This window comes from Paraburkholderia sp. 32 (assembly GCF_050435345.1).
GTDB classification, from domain to species: Bacteria; Pseudomonadota; Gammaproteobacteria; order Burkholderiales; family Burkholderiaceae; genus Paraburkholderia; species Paraburkholderia tuberum.
The window spans coordinates 1,415,104-1,435,704 of the sequence record NZ_JBNDKD010000002.1 but is presented as its reverse complement, the minus strand read 5'-3'; the positions used below and the strand labels follow the sequence as shown (position 1 = coordinate 1,435,704).

Below are 20,601 nucleotides of genomic sequence, written 5' to 3'. Positions count from 1 at the left end.
ACAATTCGCTGTCAAGAGCCTCACAGGCGCAGCACGATCGTATCGATTGCTTACCTTAAGCGGTATATCAAAGCCGTCATAGGCGTTCATGACTTCGCGCAGTTCACTGGTGGTTTGCCCGTGTCATGCGTGCGTCATTGCCCCTTTCAGTTCGTCACAGGCATCATGGCCGAACAATGCGCAAGCCGTCAATCGATTCGCGACTTGCTACGGTCATACCGACTCGTTCTATGGTTGCTTCGGCTTCTGTTGATGAAATATAAGCATGGCTATTCTGCTGTACTAGTCACGAAATGCCATGGGGAAAAGTACTATAGGTTTCAAGGAATTTTTGTTTCGCCGATGGGTGACGCAACTCTGCGTGAAAAGAAAGTTGGCAATTGCGACGTCGCGGGCCGCCGCCAGCGTTCATCGCTTGCATCGGCGTAGCGCGGCTGCCCTCTCGCACGAACCGGTTCGACGCATCATGACGCGCTCGCTCGCATCGTGGACATCGCGGTGCGCGGCACTCGCGCTGCTCACTGGCAGTCTTCTGTGCGGTTGCGCGATGGTCACCGTCAGCTCGCAAGGCCCGGAGCAGTACATCGCGATGCGCCGCGGCGACATTCTATCGACCGGCCGTCTGAGCGCCGCGACGCGAGACACCCTGCACATCGAGGCACTCGATGGGAACACCTGCCAACGTGAGCCGCTCGCTTGCATCAATACGATCTCGACCGTCGGCGGAATCAATACCGACCGGCGATTGTCGAGCCTCGCTGAACTGTCGTTGCAGATGGCCATCACCAACACCCGGCCAACGCCAGCGATTGGAGCGACGCGCAATTCGATCTGTGGCTCAGGGCCGCGCGATTCGCGTATGCATTTCTGTTCCTCGGTGAACGCACTGCTGGCGAACGTGCATTCGAAGATCGTCAGACCCAGGTCCGTGACTACTACAACTACGCGGTGCAGGAACTTGCCCACGCGCTGTTTCTGCGTGGCGCGCTCGCTACCGATGCCGGCAACGGCGTGCCGGGCACGCAGTACATCGCAGGCTGGTCCATTCATCCCGACCTGAGCCGAACCCGGCTACCCGAAGGCGTGCGCGAACCGCGCGAAGTCATCCCGGCGTCGCGGCTGTCGTTCGCGGGGATACGTAGCATTTATCGACGCGATGGTTTGGGGGCGAAAGGCCGGCGTCGCGCTTTTTCCGCGAGATGCCGTCGCCGAACATGACCGCGTCGATCTGGTTCAGCCAGGGCACGCTCGAACAGGTGCTTGCCTCGCATGAGGTCGTGCTGTCCGTCTATGATCCGTATCGCGAAGACAGTGTCGAGCGACACGGCCAGACTGTGCCACTTTCGGCCAACTTCAGCGCGGGCTACGGCATCTGGCTCGCGCGCTCGGGCTTCGCCGGGCAATCGTTGCGCACGCTGTTTGGACGCGCACACGGTATCGATACGCCCGCATCTACATGATGCAACCGTTCGATCCCAATCGACGGATCATTCTGATGCTGCACGGCCTCGCGAGCAGCCCCGAGGCATGGGTCAACGTCGCCAACGATATTCAGGGCGATGAAGTGCTTCGCCAGCATTTCCAGGTGTGGCAGGTCTACTACCCGACCAACGTGCCGATTCTGGTCAACCTCGCGCGCATCCGCCGCGCCACGCAACAGACGCTCGCGCACTTCGATCCGGACGGTACGGTGCCGGCGTCGCATGGCATGGTGTTGATTGGTCATAGCATGGGCGGCGTTCTGGCGCGGCTACTCGTGTCGACTTCCGGCGACGCGCTTTGGGCGACGTTCGAGGACAAGTACGTGCCTGAGGGCACCGATATCGATCGCGAGGACGAGCGGCTCGATCGGCTACTGAACTTCACGCCGATGCCGCAAATCGAGCGCGCTATATTTATCGCGGCCCCCATCGAGGCACGCCTTCGCGAGCAACCGGCAGTCGCGCTGGGCGGCCAACCTCGTGCGTCTGCCGCTTGCCCTGCTGAACGAGATCGAGAAAGTGATGCAGACGGCGACGAACATCGAACCGCAGGGACGGACCTTCCATGTGCCTAACAGCATCGAACAGCTGCGCGAAAACGGGCCGCTCGAAGATTCCGATGATGGCGTGGTCCCTTATCGCAGCGCGCATCTTGTGGGCGCGCTGTCGGAGAAGGTGATTGTTGCTGGACACAGTGTCTAGGAGACGCCGCGGGCGATCCTCGAGATTCGGCGGATCTTGCATGAGGATCTTGCGCAGATCGATCAGCGCGGGAGGTTTGCGGAGAGGCTCGGATAGCGAAGTGATGGCGGCGGGGCCAGCTGTCTTTTGCGGCGGCTCGGACTTGGGCTCGGACTTGACGAGCTTGCTGTTGCTGGGCTCTGTTCGAATCACTGGTACAGCGTTCCGAATCAAGCCAGCGTGATCGAGGCAGGCGCGGAAGATTGGTTCGAATGAGCAGTCAGGTCAGCGGAACGCTCGAAATTCTTTCGCTACAAATTACGTATTGAATGTTACGGATTGGCGGGGCACGTGTGTTCATTCTGGCGTGTTGTCGCCGTTTGGTGGGAGTGATGGGGTATCGTGCACCAATTTGACTGATTGGCGTGAAACAATGGCCTGCATTGACGAAAAAAGTCTTTTAAAACAATAGGTTGACACGCATAGAAGACGTTTCGCTATGTTTCACGCCGTGTCGGTTGGCGAGATTGGCCGAAGAATCGAAAATTCTCGCTCGTATTGGCTAAGAGTCACTCGTTTTTCGATATTTAGTTCGCAAAAGTTGACCGTATGTTCGGGCCCCGTATATTGTTAGGTTGCCGATGCGCGACTGCTGCATCTGCTGAAGTTCAAGTTGGCCACACGCGTGGCGACTGACAGTCGCTCGCATTGCGGATGCGCGATCGTCCTGCTAATCAATATCACAGGGCGGGCCGGGAGAGACTCTTTACGTTCGCGAGATTTGCGCGCTTGCCCTCACCTATCCTGCCGTCCATCGTCCGACGGATTTCTTGCGGATGATCTGAGAGCAGCGATGTTGATTTCGCGCTGAACGAGTGGTCTGACGCAGGCCCATCCGGGTGGCGTGAGATCCGATCGGACGGAGATCATTCGTTGCGGTCGAGTCACTCATTACTCCGGTGCTTGCCCAAAAATGATCGGCGCGGTTGCGATGCATCCCTTCGAATACTTCTATCTGGGTGTCTCCCCGGCGGGTGGGTAGATCGGTAGGCGTGACGACCGACATCAACTACCTTTAGAGTGTCCTCTCTTGACGACGGTGGGATGTTGGTTTAACGCGATTACGACCAATTCATCGCGGCCGGCAGGCGTTCGCGATTGACTTTCAGGTCGTCGATCGAACACCGTTTGCGGAACGGCGACTGCACCGTTTGAGAGAACGCGCGATACATGATTCGGGGTCCCTTAACGCGACGTTCCAGTAATAACTGGCTCCCGCCGGATCTTGACGCATGTCGTCTGTTCGCTGAGGCAAGCCCCATTCACAGCGCTTCCTTTGCGCGTTTGTTCGTGCCGCTTTCATTGCTAATCGTACGGAACAGCTTTTCCGGCAGAACGACTGCCGACTTTGCGGTCGATAAGCGGTGGCCTCAACGCTGCGCGCGTTCATTGCCTGAGGTACACCGGGAGAGTGAAGCATTCTTGCGGGACGTCGACGATCTTCGCCGAGGTTTGCTGCGGCCGACAGCGCCATCATGAACACAGCTGTTCATGGACAACCATGTGCAATGCACGTCGCGCACTAAGGGCCGCGGCCTTTCTCATTGAGAAGATTGGGACCGACGATAGCGGAGTCGAGTCGTCTCGGGGAAACGCGCTGATGCGGCGTTGGGTTGAGAATGACCGTGGATGGTCTGCCGGAATAGAGTTTACGTTTATAGGACAGAGGGCTGGCCCTTCATCCCGTCCGTCATATGTCGCCTGTGCGATTTTGTATGTGCTCCGGGTAATGTGACCGTCAACGAAGCAGCCGAACCCGGCTCAATGGATGCATCAGAAATCCCCAGTCATTGGCTGTCTCGCTCATGGCGAGCGGCTGCCCCGCCGCAGGTGCCTGCGAGATCGCTGCGAACGCAATACTGCGTGAATCGCTCCACGGGTCGTGCAAGGCACGAACGATGTGCGTTCAGCGCGGACGCGGCACGCTTTCATCGGCATCGGGGGTGCGTCGTCAAGAGTGTCTAGAGTCTAGACACCGGATGGCGCAAAGGTAGGGCTGCGGGGTGAGTGTCTAGACTCTAGACACTCTTCGAGGTGGACCGATTTGATTGACCCAAAAAAAAAGCCCGCACTAAGCGGGCCTTTTAACACTACAACCGAACCACCGATTAGCTCGTCTTCGGCTGCGATTGGAACATCTGTCCGATCAACTGTCGTATCTGAACTTCTTGCGCCTCGGTGATCACTCCGGTCTTGATCTTGATCGTGAAGTTACTCACATCCTTGGTGATGCTCCCAGCGTGCTCTCGTCCCGCGAAAAATTTCTCGATGCTGCGTCCGCTGGTACCACCCGACGTCGTCTGCCGGGTCGCCAGGGCGGTGATTGCCGCCGCGACCTTGCCCTGATCCATTTCGCCTCTCACCAACAGAGGCCAAATTTCGCGAGCGGCTTTAACGCCATCCTCGCCATGCTTTTTGATAGCCGCTGCAATTGCTTGCGCCGCAGTCCCGCCCAATAGTCGCGGTTGAATATCGAGATCTTTCTTGATGAAGTCCGGCAGATTGTCGAACGACAAGAACTGATACAGACCTGCCCGCGACAATCCCATCGCTTCCGCCAGTCGCTTGCGATTCGGGAACTCTGTTTCCGATCGACGAATCGCCACGCCGATTTCATAGTCAGCAAGGTCGTCGCGGCTAATGTTTTCGACCATTGCGAGCACGGCCATATCCGAGTCGGAGCAATCCGCGACCACGGCCTTGATCGTGTCCAGCCCCAACATTTTGTGCGCACGCCAGCGTCGTTCGCCGGCGACGATCTGATAGTCGTCCGCGACACGACGGACCACGATCGGCTGCATCAGTCCAACTTCGCGGATCGACTCCGCGAGCTCGGCTAACTTTGCTTCGTTGAACACGCGACGCGGCTGCCAAGGGTTCGGCAAGATGCCTGCAACCGCCAGTTGCGATGCGACGCCAGTCGATTCCAGTTCCTGCACGCGAAGTTGCGCAACGGCCAGCGCGCCGGCAAGGCCGGGCGCCGTTTGCGTGCGGTTGCTGCGCTTCACCTCGTCCTCGTTGATCGACGAAGTTTTGCGAATGCCCGAGGTCTTGGCCAGCAACTGTTCTCGCATATTGCTCATTGCGCGTTCCTCCATTTTTCCGAATAGATCTCGTCGATCCAGCGACAGTAGTCGACGAGAGGTTGCCGCACGCGTTGCAACGACTTGGCCGCGCTGTGATTGCTGCTGATGTCGAAGACGGTCGAGAACGCCAACGCCCCGGTGCTCATCACCGAGCTCGCCGGTACCTCGATCGAATGCAGCCAGTTTTCGTACGCGCTTTGCGCCCACGCGCGCACGATCGGCGCCGACGAGTTCCGCCCATAATCGACCCGCGACAATACCAGCGACACGAAGTCGTACTTCTTGTCCGTCTCGAATTTGATAAAGCTTTTGGACACGTCCGAGAAAAGTCGCCAGAACGACAGCGAGCTGATGAAGTCCAGGTTTTCCGGCACCATCGGCATCACCATGGCATCCGCGGCCATCAGCGCGTTCAGATTGAGGTACGACAGCGACGGCGACGTATCCATGAGAATGTAGTCGTACTTCTTGCGCAGCGGCTCGAGACCTTGACGAAGCACGGTCCAGAAGCGAAAACCCGGTCGCATCTTTTGCATCGCCGGCAGATGGAACTCTGCTCCAATCAGTTCCGTGTGCGCAGGAATCACGTCGATGCCATCCCAGTACGTCGACTGGACCCGCCCCTCGAGGCCACCTTCGCTGTCCTGGTCGTAGACGTACGGCAATACTGTGTCTTCAGGCGTCACGTCTTTTTCCGCGTACAGTCCGCACAGTTCCGAAAGCGACGCCTGCGGGTCGAGATCAACCACCAACACTTTGCGTCCCCGCAGCGACAGCCCCTGGGCGAGGCACATCGTCGTCGTCGTCTTGGCGGAGCCACCTTTGAGCTGCGCGGTGATAATGATCTTCCCGTCTGGCTCCTTCAGGCGCGTGACCAGCGGAGTCTGGTAGATGTCGGAAATCTTTTGTACCCAGATCCGCGCCTCCTCCAGCGTGAAGGTCCGGGTACGGCCCGTGCCTGCCGCCGTGCCCGAAGGCAGTTCTCCGTCGCCTTTTGTCGCGAGATACTGAACCTGCGAGTGTGAGACGTTGCACATCTCGGCAATCTCGCCGGTCTTGAAAACGGGAGCCGTTTTTCGAGGACGCGGAGCCAGAATCGTGTCACGCAGCTCATTAGTGAAAATGGTGACCTTTTCTGCGAACTCACTGATCTGCTCAAAGTGAACGGTTCGGTCTACGGCAGGAAGTTGGCTCGTTCTGACCATTCTGAGGTTTTTCCATAAAATTATAGAAACCTCAGAATACAGGAAATACTTGAAAATAGCTTTTTAAATTACTGTTTTTATGCGGATTTTCTGCAAATTTCTGTATTTCCAGACCGTTTTCGGTGGCGGAATCGCCGTGGAAACCAAACGAGCCTCGAAACACTGCGTCCTCGAAGGCACAAATGACCTCACCTTTCTTCGCAATCTGGTAGCGGAGTCGGCACTCCTGCTCGAGACTTAGGCACTTGGTGAGGTCATTTGTGCACTTTCTCATTTCCTGAAAGACCGGTCCGGCGATCTTTGGCACAACCGACCTCACCATTGTTAGATTTTCGCCACCTCCCTGCGAGAGCTCCCCGCACTTAGAACGCAAATGCACAATCAACCTCACCCACAGAAGCGGCGATACACCGGCGCCAGGCCGTCAGCCAGAGGTTCAGCTCATGGCCAAGGGTTGCCAATCACCGTAGCAGCACAACCAACCTCACCTTGGCAAAGCTCTTCCAAACCCGCTCAACGTTTCGCACAATCAACCTCACCATGCTGCATCGCGCAATCTTCAGCCGCATTTATGTGTGTGTGCCGGGTTGGTAGGTTTTTTTAAAACCGAGAACAAACTCACAAACCAACGCAACCAAACACTATTCAATCCGTTCAAGCACTTAAGTTCCAAAAGGTGAGGTGCGTTGTGTCGAAGGTGAGGTTCGCTGTGCTCAAAGGTGCGGTTGGTTGTGCAGCAAGGTGAGACCGATTCCCCACCAAGGTGCGGTTCGATATGTTTGCCGCTGCGTCAAATCACGAAGGTGAGGTGGGTTGTGCAGCTACTGGGAACGAGGTTGAAAAGGGCCGTCGCATAAGGCCTTGCAGCGCGAACGCCCGCCCGCAAGGTGAGGTTCTTTGTGAACATGGTGAGGTTCTGTGTGCCGAAACGCGGAAGGGACGCCGAAACGGCCTCCGCCGCGGTCGTTTGATGGTGAGGTTCTGTGTGTTGACAGCTCACCACCGCATGCTTACAGTCCCGGGAGCGAAAAAGTGGATGAAGAACATGGCCGCGGACAATCCGGAAGAGGGCAGGTCGAAAGCGACGTCACGCCAGATGGCGCTCGCGCTGTTCGAAGACATGTTCGATCAGGGATTGCGCATCAACGAGGCCAATCGCGAGATCGGTTATCAGCGCAACGATTTCTTCACCGAAATCGTCAATATGGGGCTGCCGGCGCGGCGCTTTCTCGATGCCGCGTACTTCATCGTCGCACAGGAGCCCGAGCAGCGCGATCAGTACGACGTCGAACTCAACTACTTCAAGTGGCTGATGCGTTACGACAGCCGCAACCTGAAGCACTTGCGCACGATCGCCGACGAAGCTCAGAACGCGAAAGTCCGCGTGACGAATACGCCCGCGGACCGCGATCCCAACGAAAACGATCTGTGGGTGCAGGTTCAGTTGATCGGCATGGTCGGTTTTCATCGCGGACGTATGCGTTTCGACGTCCATCCGCGGCTCGTGCCGCATATCCGCGATCCGCAGAAATCGCATTGGCTGAGCTTGCGCATTTCCACCGCGTTCACGCGCAGTCTAGCGCGCGCGATCTACGACAAAGTTTTGCCCAACGTGCCCGCGGGACGCACCGACTGGATCCAGCTCGAGGAAATGCGCAACTGGCCCGGCAAAATGGGCGCGAATGCCGCCATCTTCAAATACTTCAAGCGCGATTGGCTCGAGCCGGCGGTGCGCGAGATCAACGAAGTGTCGGACGTCGAGATGTCCTATGAGACGCGGACTGCATCCACGACGTCGAAGAAAATCGACCGCATCCGTTTCCTGCTCAAGCGCAAGGACACAGCCGACGCGGTACTCGCAAGCCTCGCCGACGCGAGCCATCTGTACAAGATTCTCACCGACGAATTCGGGCTCTCGACCAAGCAGTTCAGCGAGATTTCGGAGAACCGCGAACTCTGGACCGACGAACGTATCCAGCAGGCCGTCGAATACACGCGCTTCAGGGTCAAGCGCGGCCAGGTCAAGAAGAGCCCCGCGGGCTACCTGATGCGCGCGCTACGCGACAACTGGAAGATCTCCGACGCCGAGCGCACGATGGTCGACGTACAGGCCAAACTGCTCGCCGACGAAACGCAGGAACAGGCGGTCAAGACCGAAACGAGAAAGACCGTGGCGCACAGCATCGCGACGCGCGAAGAAGAGGTGCGCGCGCGCATGAACGAGGATTCGCGCAAGGGCCGCGACCATTTCAACGCCGCCGATGCGAAGACGCGCAAGGAACTGATGCATGCGTGGACGACGTCGCGCGAAGGCAAGCTGATGCTGCGTCGGATGAAGCTCGAACCGTCGACGGTCACCGAAGATGCGATTTTCGCGAATACCGAACTGGTCTGGTATCTGGGGCAGTTCGTGTTCGGCCGGATGAATGCGGCGCGCGCGGCGGCGTGAAGTGAGCCGGAAATCGGCTGTAAAGCAGCCCTTGCTACTTCAGACGCTCAGAACGCTCAGAACGCTCAGAACGACCCGAACAGCGAGCCCAGCACGATCACCACCACCAGCGCGAGTAACGCGCCGAGAATCCCGACGATCACGATGTCGCGATAGCTTTCGCGGTGGTTCGACCCACACACGGCAAGCAGCGTCACGACCGCGCCGTTATGCGGCAGGCTGTCGAGTGTGCCTGAGGAAATCACGGCGACCCGATGCAGCAGCGCCGGGTCGATGCCGTATTGCGCAGCCAGTTGCAGATAGGTGCTGCCGAGCGCGTCGAGCGCAATGGTGAGACCGCCCGAGGCCGAGCCGGTCAGCGCCGCGAGCAGATTGGTGGCGACCGCGAGCGATACGAGCGGACCACCGCCGATACCCAGCACCCATTCGCGCACGAGCGCGAACGCTGGCAGCGCGGCGATCACCGCGCCATAGCCGACCAGACTGCCGACGCTGAGCACCGGCAGCACCGATGCATTCGCGCCCGCATCGATCGTCTCACGCAGCGCTGGCAGGCGATGCCGATTGAGCAGCACGAGCACGACGATCGCGACGGTGAGCGCCACGCACACGCCCCACACACCGCCGACCGCCGCAAGCGACGTCTCGCCCCAACGGACCTCGGCCAGATAGTCGGCGTCGATGCGCGGCAGCACGATCACGTTCATCACGAAGTTCGTCAGCACGACGAGCACGAGCGGCGTGAGCGCGACGCCGAACGAGGGCAGACTCTCGCTGACATGCCCGCGCTTCGCTTCCTCCGGATCGAAACTCTGCGATACGCTTGCGCGCTCGCGCACGAGGTTGTCGCTGGCCGGCGCCCCGATCGATTTCACCGCCGCCTCGAGTCCGTCGAATCCTTCATTGGCCGCCTTCGCGCGCGATTGCTGCAAGGACAACCACCAGAGCCCGAACACCACCATCACGATACTTGCGATGATGCCAAGCCCAGGCGCCGCAAACGGCGTCGTACCAAAGAACGGCATCGGGATCGCGTTCTGGATAGCCGGTGTGCCGGGCAGCGCGGACATCGTGAACGTCGACGTGCCGAGCGCGATCGCGGCCGGCATCAGACGGCGCGGAATATTGGCGGCCTGGAAGAGGGCGGTGGCCATCGGCGCGAGCACGAAGAACGCCACGAAGAGGCTGACGCCGCCATAGGTGACGAGTGCGCCACCGATCACGACCGCGAGAATCGCCCGATGCGCGCCAAGCTTCTCCGTCATGTAACTGGCGATCGCCTTCACGGAGCCGCTGTCTTCCATCAGCTTGCCGAACAGCGCGCCGAGCAGGAACAACGGAAAGAACTGCGCGAGAAAGCGCGCGGCGCTGAGCATGAAGGTCTGGGTCCAATGCGCGAGAATCGGTTCGCCCGAAATCGCGGCGGCCAGCATCGCGGCGAACGGCGCGAGCAGCAGCACGGTCCAGCCGCGGTACGCGAAGCCGATCAGCAGCGCGAGACTCGCGAGCATGCCGAAAAGCCCTAGACCGATCGCGAGCGGTGACAGGGTGATGACTTCCATGGTCAGACTCCGTCGAGCAACGCGTCGAGATCCAGCGAGGAGCGCACGCCGATCGAATCGCCGTGCTCGGCGAGGAACGCTTCGGCGGCACGCCGGCCTTCGTCGCGCAGCATCGTCAGAAAGCTCCACTCGGCGTTCAGCTTCGACGAGTAGCCGAGTTCGGTCATCAGCTCGCTCGCGATCCGATGGATGCGCATCGCCGCCCAATGGCGGCCTTCGTCGCTGCCGGGGTCCGCCGCGCGGCGCAGCAGCGCGATCATGCGCAGCTCTTTTAGCAGCGGCGCGTTGAAGGCAACTTCGTTCAGGCGACTGATGATGTCGCGCGCGGTGCGCGGGGTTTCGTCCCGCACGACGGGATTGACCTGGATCAGCAGCGTGTCGCTCGACGTGCATTCGCGTACCAGCGGCGTCATGGTCGGATTACCGGCATAGCCGCCGTCCCAGTAGTCTTCACCGTCGATCTGCACGGCCTGAAACAGCGTGGGCAGGCAGCCGGAGGCGAGCAGCACGTCAGGCGTCAGGTCGCCATTGCGAAACACACGCGCCTGGCCCGTGCGCACGCGCGTCGCGGTGATGAACAGCTTGATCGGCGCGTCGCGCAGATGCGCGAAATCGATCGAGTCCTGCAGAATCTTCGCCAGCGGATGTACGCCGCGCGGGTTCAGGTCGTAGGGAGAAAACACGCGCGCCGCGAGGTCCATCGCGATGAAGAGCGGCGAGTAGTCGAGCGTCCAGCGGCCCATCAACACGTCGAACGGGGTACGGCGAAACGGGCTGTACACCGATGCTTCGAATACTCGCCGCCAGAAGGCTTCGAGCGCGGCGCGCGCGCCGGCCGCGCCGTCTGCCTGATAGCCGCTCACCAGCACCGCGGCGTTCATCGCGCCAGCCGACGTACCCGATATTCCTTCGATCCGCAGCCACGACTCTTCGAGCAAACGGTCGAGGACGCCCCATGTAAAAGCACCGTGCGATCCGCCGCCTTGCAATGCGAGGTCGATAAGGGCGGGTTCGCGGTGGGTGGGTTGGTTTTTTGTTGCAGCCAAGACGACTCCGGTAGTGAGGAGTGCTCCATTTCGCGAGCTGACGCCGCATGCACGGCGGACGAATGAACTGCTGGCCAATGCTGTGAACTACCGAATGAGGTGAGGCGTGTTTCAAAGGCGAAACATCGCACTGCACCATTGGTATTGGAAGTGGCCGGTGACTAAAAGTCAAGCGTATTCAACTTGATTCACGGAGCTTGCGAGCAACCGGCTCGTGGCCGTCATCGCCCGCTTGCTGGTCACGCGCGATTGTGCCTGGCAATGCCGGCCATTCAAGCGGAATATAGAAAAGCCGATTGGTCACGCCGAGGTCAAAAACAGCGTGTAAGGAGGCCGGCCGGCGCGCCCCGTCGTGCCGCTTAAATGCTAACTCGCGTGTATATCTTCGCTGTTTCGCCTTGCGCTAATCGCCGCGGCGTATTGCAATGTAATGTATCGTCTCGGCCGCCGGATACATTACGACATAATTCGACTGATGAACCGGGCTATAAAGCAGGCATCGTCAAATCACGGAGAGCATCATGAACGCCGGGTTGCTGCAAGGGTCCTGCCACTGCGGGGCCGTCAAGTTCGAAGTTCGCACCGAAATCGTTCCGGCTGGTCGTTGCAACTGCAGCCTGTGCCGCCGCAAGGGCGCGCTGATGACGCCGCTCTTTCCCGCCAGTCAGTTGAAGATTCTGAGTGGCGAGGATTCGCTGACGCTATACCTGTTCAACACGAAGGTCGCGAAACACTACTTCTGCAAGCATTGCGGCATCTATCCTTTTCATCAGACGCGCAAGGATCCGCAGCAATGGCGCGTCAATATTGGCTGCCTCGACGGGGTCGATCCTTACGCGCTCGAAGCCGGCGTGGCCGATGGCGCGAGTCTTTCCGTGCTGGAGGACGCATGAGACGCCTGTTTGCCATCGCTGTGTTCGTGGCGGGCGGCTTCGCGGCCGAACTCGCGCATCCGTTGCAGTGTTCATTGATCCAATCGAGCGGCGTGCAACTCAAACGCCGCAGCAGATAATCCGTCGATGGAAACCTCCGACCACGTACTGATCGTCGATGACGATCGCGGTATCCGTGAACTGCTCGCGGGATACCTCGAGAAAAACGGCGTGCGTGTCTCGCTCGCGGCCAATGGCCGCCAGATGCGCGCCGCGCTCGAGAACGGCGCGCCCGACCTGATCGTGCTCGACCTGATGCTGCCCGGCGAAGACGGCCTCGTGCTGTGCCGTGAGTTGCGCGCGGGCAAGTTCCGCACAGTGCCGATCCTGATGCTGACGGCGCGCAGCGAGGAAGCGGACCGGATCGTCGGCCTCGAAATGGGCGCCGACGATTACCTGATCAAACCGTTCGCCGCACGCGAGTTGCTCGCGCGAATCCGTTCGGTGCTGCGCCGCGCGCGCATGCTGCCGCCCGGCATGGAGGTGACGGAGTCGGCGCCGATGCTGTGCTTCGGCGACTGGCGGCTCGACACGACCGCGCGCCATCTGCTCGACGCGGACGGAACCGAGGTGGCGTTGAGCGGCGCGGAGTACCGTCTGTTGCGTGTGTTTCTCGATCATCCGCAGCGCGTGCTCACGCGCGATCAGTTGCTGAACCTCACCCAGGGACGCCAGGCCGATCCGTTCGACCGCTCGATCGATCTGATGGTGAGCCGCCTGCGTCAACGCCTGCGGGACGGCGCGCGCGAGCCGCGCTACATCAAGACGCTGCGCAGCGAGGGCTATGTGTTTTCAGCGGCCGTGACCGCGATCGGAGATCCGCAATGAGCGCATCTCCATCACCGTCGTTGCTGCGCTGGCCGCATTGGCCGCGCACGCTGTTCGCGCGGCTCGCGGTGATTTTGTTCGTCGGGCTCGCGCTTGCGCAGGCGCTGTCGTTCTGGCTCACGATGACCGAGCGCGACCAGACGATGACCAACATCATGATGGGCTACATCGAGCGCGAGGTGGCGAGCTCGGTCGCGCTGCTCGATCATCTGCCGCCCGACGAGCGCGCCCAGTGGCTGCCGCGGCTCGCGCGGCGCAGCTATGAGTTCGTGCTCGGCCCGGGCGTGCCAGGCACCCCGGTCGACGCGAGCCTGTCGGCACGCGTCGCGCAGTCGATCGGCGATGGCATCGGCACGCGTTATCCGTTGACCGTCAACGCAGTGCCGGGCGATCGCGAGCGTCTGCAGGTGCACCTGAAACTGAGCGACGGCACGCCGCTCACCATCGACCTGCGGCCGATGCCCGGCGCCCCGTTGTCGCGCTGGCTGCCGCTCGTGCTGACGCTGCAGCTGCTCGTGCTCGCGGCCTGCTGCTGGCTGGCGGTACGGCTCGCGACGCGCCCGCTCAATCAGCTCGCAGTCGCGGCCGACACGCTCGGCCCCGACCTGAAGGCCGCGCGTCTGCGCGAAGCCGGTCCGTCCGAAGTGGCGCGCGCCGCGCGCGCGTTCAACGCGATGCAGGACCGGATCGCCACGTACATGACCGAGCGCATGCAGATTCTCGCGGCGATTTCGCACGATTTGCAGACGCCGATCACGCGCATGCGTCTGCGTGTCGACACGATGGACAACGACAGCGAGGCCGCAAAGCTGCGCCAGGATCTGCAGGAAATGGAGGCGCTGGTCAAGGAAGGGGTCACCTATGCGCGCACGATGCATGGCACGACCGAGGTGCCGCGCCGCATCGATCCCGATGCGCTGTTCGACAGCCTGGTCTGCGATTACGTCGACGCGGGTCAGCAAGTGTCACTGCAGGGCCATTTCGGCCAGTCGCTGACGATGCGTCCGCAGGCGTTGAAGCGCATCGTCGGCAATCTGGTCGATAACGCGCTGAGGTACGGCGGCGCCGCGCAGATCGATATCGGGGCGTTGCACGATGGCGAGGCTACCGTGTCGGTGCTCGATCGCGGTCCCGGCATTCCGGTCGAGTCGCTGGAGACGGTGTTCGAGCCGTTCGTGCGGCTCGAAGGGTCGCGCAATCGTCAAACGGGCGGCACGGGGCTGGGGCTCGCGATCGCGCGGCAACTCGCGCTCGCGATGGATGCGACGCTCACGCTGCACAACCGCGTCGGCGGCGGTCTCGAAGCGCGGCTGACGTTGAGGAAGTTGCGCGAGTCATAGTTGGACCTCTTGCGGCGCGGAGACGCGGGCGATTCCGTCAGAAAAATTCACAAAGCCCGCCATTATGAAATCGTCATCGGGTTTGGACTATTAATGACCCCCGCGCGCCATTTCGAGCTGTGGCTCTGATGCTTCTCAGTAGTTCTGAACGACCACCGGTTCAGCTCGCTTCAGCGATTCCCCATCATTTGAGAAAACCGCGGCGGTGATGCGGCAGGTCGCATCATTGTTAAATCATCGATATTCAAAGCGGCTTATCGATGCGAGCGATTCAGATGCGTGGTGAATTGTTAATTCGCAAATTCAACCAGATTCGGCAACGCAGCATCGATGGATTCGATCGCATAGCGAGCCACAGTCCGTTACCTTGTCTTCGATAAATTGACAAACGCCAACGGACAGACCATTCTTTTCGTGTGGTGGTTGCAGAGTAGCGCGGCTGATCAACAGCAAGATTGGCCGAGAGACACGTTTCGTTCGAATCTGATTAAAGATCCTTGTTAAAAAGGTAACTAAAAGGAATCCGAATGGCGTCCACTCCACAAAAGATGTCAAAAATGCAACTCACCGGGATGGTGGTGGGCGGCATGGTCGGAGCCGGGATCTTTTCCCTGCCGCGCACTTTTGCCAATGCCACCGGTCCGGTGGGTGCCGTGATTGCCTGGCTGATTGCGGGCACGGGCATGTATATGCTGGCGCGCGTATTTCAGGCGCTGGCCGAACGCAAGCCCGAACTGGACGCCGGCGTGTTTGCGTATGCGAAAGCGGGCTTTGGCGATTATCCGGGCTTTCTCTCCGCATTTGGCTATTGGATCGGTAGCTGTATCGGCAACGTTTCTTACTGGGTGCTGATCAAGTCGACACTCGGCGCGTTTTTTCCCGTGTTCGGCGACGGCAATACGGTCGTCGCGATCGTCGTTGCATCGATCGGCATCTGGCTATTTCATTTCATGATCCTGAAGGGCGTGCAGCAGGCGGCCTTCATCAACAGTATCGTCACGGTCGCCAAGATCATTCCGATTCTGGTGTTCATCTTGATCCTGATCTTCGGCTTCCGGTTGGACCTGTTCCAGGCCAACCTCTACGGCGGAGGACTCGAAGGCAATATCCTCGAGCAGGTGCGGGCCACGATGCTGGTCACGGTGTTCGTGTTCATCGGTATCGAAGGGGCGAGCGTTTATTCCCGTTATGCGAAGAAGCGTTCCGATGTCGGCCAGTCGACGATTCTCGGCTTCGTCGTCGTGACCTCGCTGATGGTACTCGTGACGATGCTGCCTTACGCAGTGCTCCAGCGCGCCGACATCGCGGCCATGCGGCAGCCGTCGATGGCGGCGGTGCTCGAAGCGGTGGTCGGTCATTGGGGCGCGGTTTTCGTCAGCATAGGTTTGCTGATTTCGGTACTGGGCGCTTATCTCGCCTGGTCGCTGATCTGCGCCGAAGTGTTGTTCACGGCGGCAAAGACCGAAGACATGCCCGCCGTATTCGCGAGGGAAAACGCCAACAAGGTACCTGCCAATGCATTGTGGCTGACCAACATCGTGGTGCAGCTGCTCGTCATCAGCACCTACTTCTCGCGCGATGCGTTCGCGCTGATGCTGAATCTGACGAGCGCGATGTCGTTGATTCCGTACCTCTTCGTCGCGGCGTTCGGCTGCATGAACGCGAATCGCGGCGACGGTTACGACGTGCGCGCCGACGAGCGCCGGCGTGACTTCATCATGGCCGCAATCGCCTCGATCTATACGGTCTTCATGATCTGGGCGGGTGGCCTGAAATTCATTCTGCTTTCCGCCGTGCTGTATGCGCCAGGAACGGCGCTTTATATCTGGGCTCGGCGCGAGCAGAACAAGAATGTCTTCATCGTTTCCGACTGGATCATTTTTATCGTTGCGATCATTGGCGCGATCATCGGCATCTATGGCCTCGTAACCGGAAGGATCGCGATTTAGCTTTAATGAAATCCGATTGAACAGAGCGGGCCAACATTGGCATTCAGGAGATCATCATGGCGAACACGGACGCGAAAGCGGGTGAATTGGGTGTCTACTCGGAAGTCGGGCAGCTGCGCAAAGTGATGGTCTGCGCACCGGGGCTCGCGCATCAGCGTCTTACCCCGAGCAATTGCGATGAACTGCTGTTCGACGACGTACTGTGGGTCGAGAACGCGAAGCGCGACCACTTCGACTTCGTCACGAAGATGCGCGACCGCGGCGTCGAAGTGGTGGAGATGCACAATCTGCTCGCCGAAACGGTCGCGGTGCCCGAAGGCAAGAAGTGGATTCTCGACAACCAGGTGGTGCCGAATCAGGTCGGCCTCGGCTTTATCGATGAATTGAGAAGCTATCTGGAAGGGCTCGACAATCGCAAGCTGGCCGAAACGCTGATTGGCGGGCTATCCACTCACGACTTCCCGGAAGCGCACGGCGGCAAGGCGCTGGAGGTCGCGAAAGAAGCGGCGGGCGGCACCGAATATCTGCTGCCGCCGCTGCCGAACACGCTGTACACGCGTGACACGACGTGCTGGATCTATGGCGGCGTCACGCTGAATGCGCTGTACTGGCCGGCCCGCCACGAGGAGACGATCCTGACCACGGCGATCTACAAGTTCCACCCCGATTTCGCGGGCAAGGTCAACGTGTGGTGGGGCGACCCGACTCAGGACCACGGTCTCGCCACGCTGGAAGGCGGCGATGTGATGCCGATCGGCAAGGGCGTCGTGCTGATCGGCATGAGCGAGCGCACCTCGCGGCAGGCCATCAGTCAACTGGCTGCAATGCTGTTCAAGAAGGGCGCGGCCGAGCGCGTGATCGTCGCGGCGATGCCGAAGATTCGCGCGGCAATGCACCTCGATACCGTGTTCACGTTCGCCGATCGCGATTGCGTACTGGTCGCCCCGGACTTCATGGCGAAGACGCGCACCTATTCGTATCGGCCGAGCAGCCATCCGAGCGGCGTCGAGTTGCACGCCGAAAACAAGCCGTTCACCGACGTCGTCGCCGAGGCGCTCGGGCTGAAGCATCTGCGCGTGGTCGAGGCGGGCGGCAGCGACTATCAACGCGAGCGCACGCAGTGGGATAGCGGTGCGAACCTCGTGTGCGCGTCCCCGGGCGTCGTCTATGCATACGACCGCAACACGTACACGAACACGCTGTTGCGCAAGCAGGGCATCGAGGTGATTACGATCGTCGGTGCGGAGCTGGGCCGTGGACGTGGCGGCGGTCACTGCATGACCTGCCCGATCATCCGCGATGCGGTCGACTATTGATCAGTCAAGCGAATCAATCTGGCCAGTGACTGGCAAAGTGTCGCCCGCTCGCTGAAGTGGCGAGCGGGCGACAGCGCCGCGCGCGCGTCCGCCGCCTCCAGGAACGGCGCGATCCGTCCAGACGATCGACGCGATGAATCGAATCGCCCCGCTACTCGCCGGGTTGACGCACGCGGTCGTGGTGGGCAGGTCCGGCTTGAAGTCGAACTTCCTTTTACTATACTTTTTAACGACTTCGCGCCTGAATTATCGAATTTGATATCTCGCGATTTGCAAGGATTACATTCGATAGACCAGCGATCGCTGCAATGAAGTTGGAGTTAATGAATCTGCGAGTAGCTGGACCATCACTTTTCACGTCAATCGCGTGAATGCTCGGAGCTTTCATCCACCGCACGGAGGTTCGAATATGAATAATCGCTTTGTTGCGCAACTCGTCGCCTTGTCGTTTGCCGGTATGTCCGCGCTCGCGATTGCGGCTGGGCCCATGAAGGACCAGGGCGGCGGCCAGATGGCCGGTACGGGCCGTCAGCAAGTGATGCCGACGATTCCGCACCGTGACTGGCATAAAGGTCAACGTGTGCCGGCCGAATACCGTAACTACAACTTCATGATGGACGACTGGCGCGGACATGGCCTCAATGCGCCGCCGCGTGGGCACAAATGGCTGGGTGTCAATGGCGACTATGTGCTCGTAACGACGAACAACTGGACCATTTCAGACATTGTCGCCGGAACGCAGTAATGCTTCCTCGTGGTGCCCGGGCTATCCGGCGACCAGTTTTAGCGCCGGAACCTGGGCCATTCATCGACACGACATGATTTCGTCATTTTCGCATCGATTTAATGCTGCGTGTCGTATAGCCGGTCGGGAACGAACAATGCAGTCACGCCGCTCAAAAAGAACACCGCGCCGACCACGAGAAAGCCAAGTCCGATCGAGAACTGCGTCGCGATAAAACCGATGACGATCGGCGCCGCCCCCGAACAGAAGCGCCCGAGATTATACGAGCCGCCCACCGCGGTGCCGCGCACCGACGTCGCAAAACTCTCCGACATGAATGTGCCGATCGTGCCGAGTGGCACGCCGTACAGAAAGCCGAAGACAAGCATCAGCGTGGAAATGTTGTCGTGGGTGTGCCAGAAAATGATCACGGGCAGAAAGAGCGCCGCACCGATACAGCCGAGCACGTACACGCCGCGCCGGCTCCAGCGGTCACCGAGCCAGCCCGCGAAGATCTTGCCGATGAAGGCGACCACGTATGTGCCGATCATATAGCCGGTCAGCGAGCTGAACTTGATGTGCAATTCCTTCTCGAGATACGTCGGCAGCCAGTTGTTCAGGCCGTAAAAGCCGGACAGCACGAAGACTGACGCGAAGGTCCACAGGATGAACATCGTGCGCGCCTGGCGGTCGCGGAAAATCTGCGCGTAGCGATTGTCGACGAGCCGCGTTTTGCTCGCACGGTCGGCAGCCCGGCTCGCGAGCCATGCCGCCGGTTCGGGCACCGCGAACTTGATCGCGAATGCGAGCAGCACCGGCACGGCAGACACGTAGTACAGCGTGCGCCAGCCGTACTGCGGCAGGATCCAGTTGCTGAGTGCGATCACGACGATATAGCCGGCCGAAATGCCGGTTTGCAGCATGCCGAGTACCAGCGAGCGCCGTTCGGTCGGCACATATTCGGCTACGAGCGTGGTGACCAGCACCATGCAGCCAATGCCGAGCGAACTGATAAAGCGCACCGCCGCGAATTCGACGAAGCTGTGCGTGAACCCGAGCATCCCCGCGCCGAGCGAGAACAGCGCGAGCGCCCATGCGATGACCCGCACGCGGCCGAGACGATCGCTCGCCCAGCCGCCGACAATGCCGCCGATCGCCATGCCGAGCAAGGTCAGACTGCCGAGCGCGCCCGCTTCGACATTGGTCAGCCCGAAGTCGTCCTTGATGCGCGACAGGGTGAGGCCGTACATCATCACGTCGGCGCCATCGGCGATCAGCGCGAGGTAGGCGAGCACGAAGACCAGCACCCAGCGGCCTTGCGAGACGGCGGAATGGGTCTCCGCTCGATAGTTTTGCAGGTCGGATGGTGTTTTCATGAACGGGCGGCGCAAGCGGGGGATGCCGTATTCTGCTTGAGCAGAGCGGGGACGAGGAAGGCGCCGATCAGGAGGCCTATGCTTTCATGACGGCTGGTGTACCAGCCTTCCTTGTGGGTCAGGTTCATCGTACCGATGCACACGCCATCATAGGCGATCGGAATGTTGAGGATCGAGCCGAGACCGATACCTGTCATCACCGCATGATCGTCGAAGGCCTCGCGAATGCCTTGCGACGTGGCGGCACGAAACGGCTTCAGATCCTGAAGTATCTGTCGCGCCCACGCGGTGCCTTGCTTCTTTTTGCGGCCGCCCAGTGGATAGATGTCCGGCAGGTTCGTGTAGACCCGTTCGACCTCGTGACGCCGCGCATCGTAGGACATGATCGTGAACAGGCTTAGGCCTATCGCCTTTGCCGCCACCGCGTGAACCGCGCGGAACAGCTCGAGCGGTTGGTTCTTCAGGCGCATCGCCAGCGCGAGACCCTCGAGGTCTGCGATATCCACCATCTGCGTATCGTGCAGTGCGGGTTCGGTCAGGTTGCCTTGCATCATTTGCATCGCGTT

Annotated in this window: 19 protein-coding genes; 12 read left to right on the top strand and 7 right to left on the bottom strand. The window is 60.2% G+C overall.

The genetic code is table 11. The features are described 5' to 3' along the window. Positions 1-466: 466 nt before the first annotated feature. From OKW26_RS21925 to OKW26_RS21910, 4 genes are all read left to right on the top strand, one after another. A complete protein-coding gene (locus tag OKW26_RS21925) occupies positions 467-1,060 on the top strand; it encodes a hypothetical protein (protein ID WP_429355150.1) in 594 nt (197 codons plus the stop codon). Between the two features lie 154 nt (positions 1,061-1,214). Then, positions 1,215-1,460 (top strand): hypothetical protein, encoded by a 246-nt coding sequence (locus tag OKW26_RS21920; RefSeq protein ID WP_429355149.1) that lies wholly within the window; start codon positions 1,215-1,217, stop codon positions 1,458-1,460. Further along, positions 1,460-2,056, top strand: a complete 597-nt coding sequence (locus OKW26_RS21915; RefSeq protein WP_429355148.1) for an esterase/lipase family protein — start codon at positions 1,460-1,462, stop codon at positions 2,054-2,056. The genes OKW26_RS21920 and OKW26_RS21915 overlap by 1 nt, the downstream gene beginning before the upstream one ends. After that, entirely contained in the window at positions 2,049-2,183 is a 135-nt protein-coding gene (locus tag OKW26_RS21910; protein ID WP_429355147.1) for a hypothetical protein, read from the top strand. Before OKW26_RS21915 ends, OKW26_RS21910 begins: the two co-directional genes overlap by 8 nt. A gap of 2,147 nt (positions 2,184-4,330) precedes the next feature. Here OKW26_RS21910 and OKW26_RS21905 read toward each other — a convergent pair. Genes OKW26_RS21905 through OKW26_RS21895 form a run of 3 tightly spaced genes read right to left on the bottom strand, consistent with a single transcriptional unit; the run spans position 4,331 to position 6,820 of the window. Continuing rightward, a complete protein-coding gene (locus OKW26_RS21905; protein ID WP_184061763.1) occupies positions 4,331-5,305 on the bottom strand; it encodes a ParB/RepB/Spo0J family partition protein in 975 nt (324 codons plus the stop codon). Then, positions 5,302-6,513 (bottom strand): ParA family protein, encoded by a 1,212-nt coding sequence (locus OKW26_RS21900; RefSeq protein WP_184061762.1) that lies wholly within the window; start codon positions 6,511-6,513, stop codon positions 5,302-5,304. Before OKW26_RS21900 ends, OKW26_RS21905 begins: the two co-directional genes overlap by 4 nt. A gap of 31 nt (positions 6,514-6,544) precedes the next feature. Then, complete coding sequence (locus tag OKW26_RS21895) at positions 6,545-6,820, bottom strand: hypothetical protein (protein ID WP_429355146.1); 276 nt, start codon at positions 6,818-6,820, stop codon at positions 6,545-6,547. A 738-nt stretch (positions 6,821-7,558) separates the two neighbouring features. Here OKW26_RS21895 and OKW26_RS21890 point away from each other — a divergent pair. Beyond that, positions 7,559-8,962: a replication initiation protein gene (locus OKW26_RS21890; RefSeq protein ID WP_167368809.1), complete on the top strand. Its 1,404-nt coding sequence runs from the start codon at positions 7,559-7,561 to the stop codon at positions 8,960-8,962. 65 nt (positions 8,963-9,027) lie between these two features. Here the strand turns inward: OKW26_RS21890 and OKW26_RS21885 are convergent, their stop codons facing one another. Both OKW26_RS21885 and OKW26_RS21880 read right to left on the bottom strand, forming a co-directional pair. Beyond that, a complete protein-coding gene (locus OKW26_RS21885; RefSeq protein WP_429355145.1) occupies positions 9,028-10,524 on the bottom strand; it encodes a GntP family permease in 1,497 nt (498 codons plus the stop codon). Positions 10,525-10,526: 2 nt separating this feature from the next. Then, on the bottom strand, positions 10,527-11,570 hold the full coding sequence (locus OKW26_RS21880; protein WP_184061761.1) for a patatin-like phospholipase family protein: 1,044 nt from the start codon (positions 11,568-11,570) through the stop codon (positions 10,527-10,529). 521 nt (positions 11,571-12,091) lie between these two features. Between OKW26_RS21880 and OKW26_RS21875 the strand changes: the two genes are divergently transcribed. From OKW26_RS21875 to OKW26_RS21845, 7 genes are all read left to right on the top strand, one after another. After that, positions 12,092-12,463: a GFA family protein gene (locus OKW26_RS21875; protein WP_429355144.1), complete on the top strand. Its 372-nt coding sequence runs from the start codon at positions 12,092-12,094 to the stop codon at positions 12,461-12,463. Beyond that, positions 12,460-12,582: a hypothetical protein gene (locus OKW26_RS21870; RefSeq protein ID WP_429355143.1), complete on the top strand. Its 123-nt coding sequence runs from the start codon at positions 12,460-12,462 to the stop codon at positions 12,580-12,582. The genes OKW26_RS21875 and OKW26_RS21870 overlap by 4 nt, the downstream gene beginning before the upstream one ends. Positions 12,583-12,589: 7 nt before the next feature. Next, positions 12,590-13,330, top strand: a complete 741-nt coding sequence (locus OKW26_RS21865) for a response regulator (protein WP_429355142.1) — start codon at positions 12,590-12,592, stop codon at positions 13,328-13,330. Further along, complete coding sequence (locus OKW26_RS21860; RefSeq protein WP_090810663.1) at positions 13,327-14,670, top strand: ATP-binding protein; 1,344 nt, start codon at positions 13,327-13,329, stop codon at positions 14,668-14,670. The genes OKW26_RS21865 and OKW26_RS21860 overlap by 4 nt, the downstream gene beginning before the upstream one ends. Positions 14,671-15,197: 527 nt before the next feature. Beyond that, complete coding sequence (locus OKW26_RS21855) at positions 15,198-16,619, top strand: basic amino acid/polyamine antiporter (protein ID WP_429355141.1); 1,422 nt, start codon at positions 15,198-15,200, stop codon at positions 16,617-16,619. Between the two features lie 56 nt (positions 16,620-16,675). Continuing rightward, a complete protein-coding gene (gene arcA / locus OKW26_RS21850) occupies positions 16,676-17,935 on the top strand; it encodes an arginine deiminase (RefSeq protein ID WP_184061759.1) in 1,260 nt (419 codons plus the stop codon). Positions 17,936-18,344: 409 nt separating this feature from the next. Next, positions 18,345-18,680, top strand: coding sequence for an RcnB family protein (locus OKW26_RS21845; protein WP_184061758.1), 336 nt, complete (start codon positions 18,345-18,347; stop codon positions 18,678-18,680). Between the two features lie 98 nt (positions 18,681-18,778). Here OKW26_RS21845 and OKW26_RS21840 read toward each other — a convergent pair whose 3' ends face one another. Together OKW26_RS21840 and OKW26_RS21835 are read right to left on the bottom strand one after the other, a co-directional pair. Continuing rightward, positions 18,779-20,035 carry an MFS transporter gene (locus tag OKW26_RS21840; protein ID WP_429355140.1) on the bottom strand — a complete coding sequence of 419 codons (1,257 nt, stop codon included), beginning with the start codon at positions 20,033-20,035 and terminating at the stop codon, positions 18,779-18,781. After that, complete coding sequence (locus OKW26_RS21835) at positions 20,032-20,595, bottom strand: GAF domain-containing protein (protein ID WP_429355139.1); 564 nt, start codon at positions 20,593-20,595, stop codon at positions 20,032-20,034. The genes OKW26_RS21840 and OKW26_RS21835 overlap by 4 nt, the downstream gene beginning before the upstream one ends. Positions 20,596-20,601 lie beyond the last annotated feature (6 nt).

Bases quoted from the DNA above. Each gene is read 5' to 3' on its own strand.
- OKW26_RS21925 (WP_429355150.1), top strand. From the start codon at position 467: ATGACGCGCTCGCTCGCATCGTGGACATCGCGGTGCGCGGCACTCGCG.
- OKW26_RS21920 (WP_429355149.1), top strand. From the start codon at position 1,215: ATGACCGCGTCGATCTGGTTCAGCCAGGGCACGCTCGAACAGGTGCTT.
- OKW26_RS21915 (WP_429355148.1), top strand. From the start codon at position 1,460: ATGCAACCGTTCGATCCCAATCGACGGATCATTCTGATGCTGCACGGC.
- OKW26_RS21905 (WP_184061763.1), bottom strand. From the start codon at position 5,305: ATGAGCAATATGCGAGAACAGTTGCTGGCCAAGACCTCGGGCATTCGC.
- OKW26_RS21900 (WP_184061762.1), bottom strand. From the start codon at position 6,513: ATGGTCAGAACGAGCCAACTTCCTGCCGTAGACCGAACCGTTCACTTT.
- OKW26_RS21890 (WP_167368809.1), top strand. From the start codon at position 7,559: ATGGCCGCGGACAATCCGGAAGAGGGCAGGTCGAAAGCGACGTCACGC.
- OKW26_RS21885 (WP_429355145.1), bottom strand. From the start codon at position 10,524: ATGGAAGTCATCACCCTGTCACCGCTCGCGATCGGTCTAGGGCTTTTC.
- OKW26_RS21875 (WP_429355144.1), top strand. From the start codon at position 12,092: ATGAACGCCGGGTTGCTGCAAGGGTCCTGCCACTGCGGGGCCGTCAAG.
- OKW26_RS21870 (WP_429355143.1), top strand. From the start codon at position 12,460: ATGAGACGCCTGTTTGCCATCGCTGTGTTCGTGGCGGGCGGCTTCGCG.
- OKW26_RS21865 (WP_429355142.1), top strand. From the start codon at position 12,590: ATGGAAACCTCCGACCACGTACTGATCGTCGATGACGATCGCGGTATC.
- OKW26_RS21860 (WP_090810663.1), top strand. From the start codon at position 13,327: ATGAGCGCATCTCCATCACCGTCGTTGCTGCGCTGGCCGCATTGGCCG.
- OKW26_RS21855 (WP_429355141.1), top strand. From the start codon at position 15,198: ATGGCGTCCACTCCACAAAAGATGTCAAAAATGCAACTCACCGGGATG.
- arcA (WP_184061759.1), top strand. From the start codon at position 16,676: ATGGCGAACACGGACGCGAAAGCGGGTGAATTGGGTGTCTACTCGGAA.
- OKW26_RS21845 (WP_184061758.1), top strand. From the start codon at position 18,345: ATGAATAATCGCTTTGTTGCGCAACTCGTCGCCTTGTCGTTTGCCGGT.
- OKW26_RS21840 (WP_429355140.1), bottom strand. From the start codon at position 20,035: ATGAAAACACCATCCGACCTGCAAAACTATCGAGCGGAGACCCATTCC.
- OKW26_RS21835 (WP_429355139.1), bottom strand. From the start codon at position 20,595: ATGCAAATGATGCAAGGCAACCTGACCGAACCCGCACTGCACGATACG.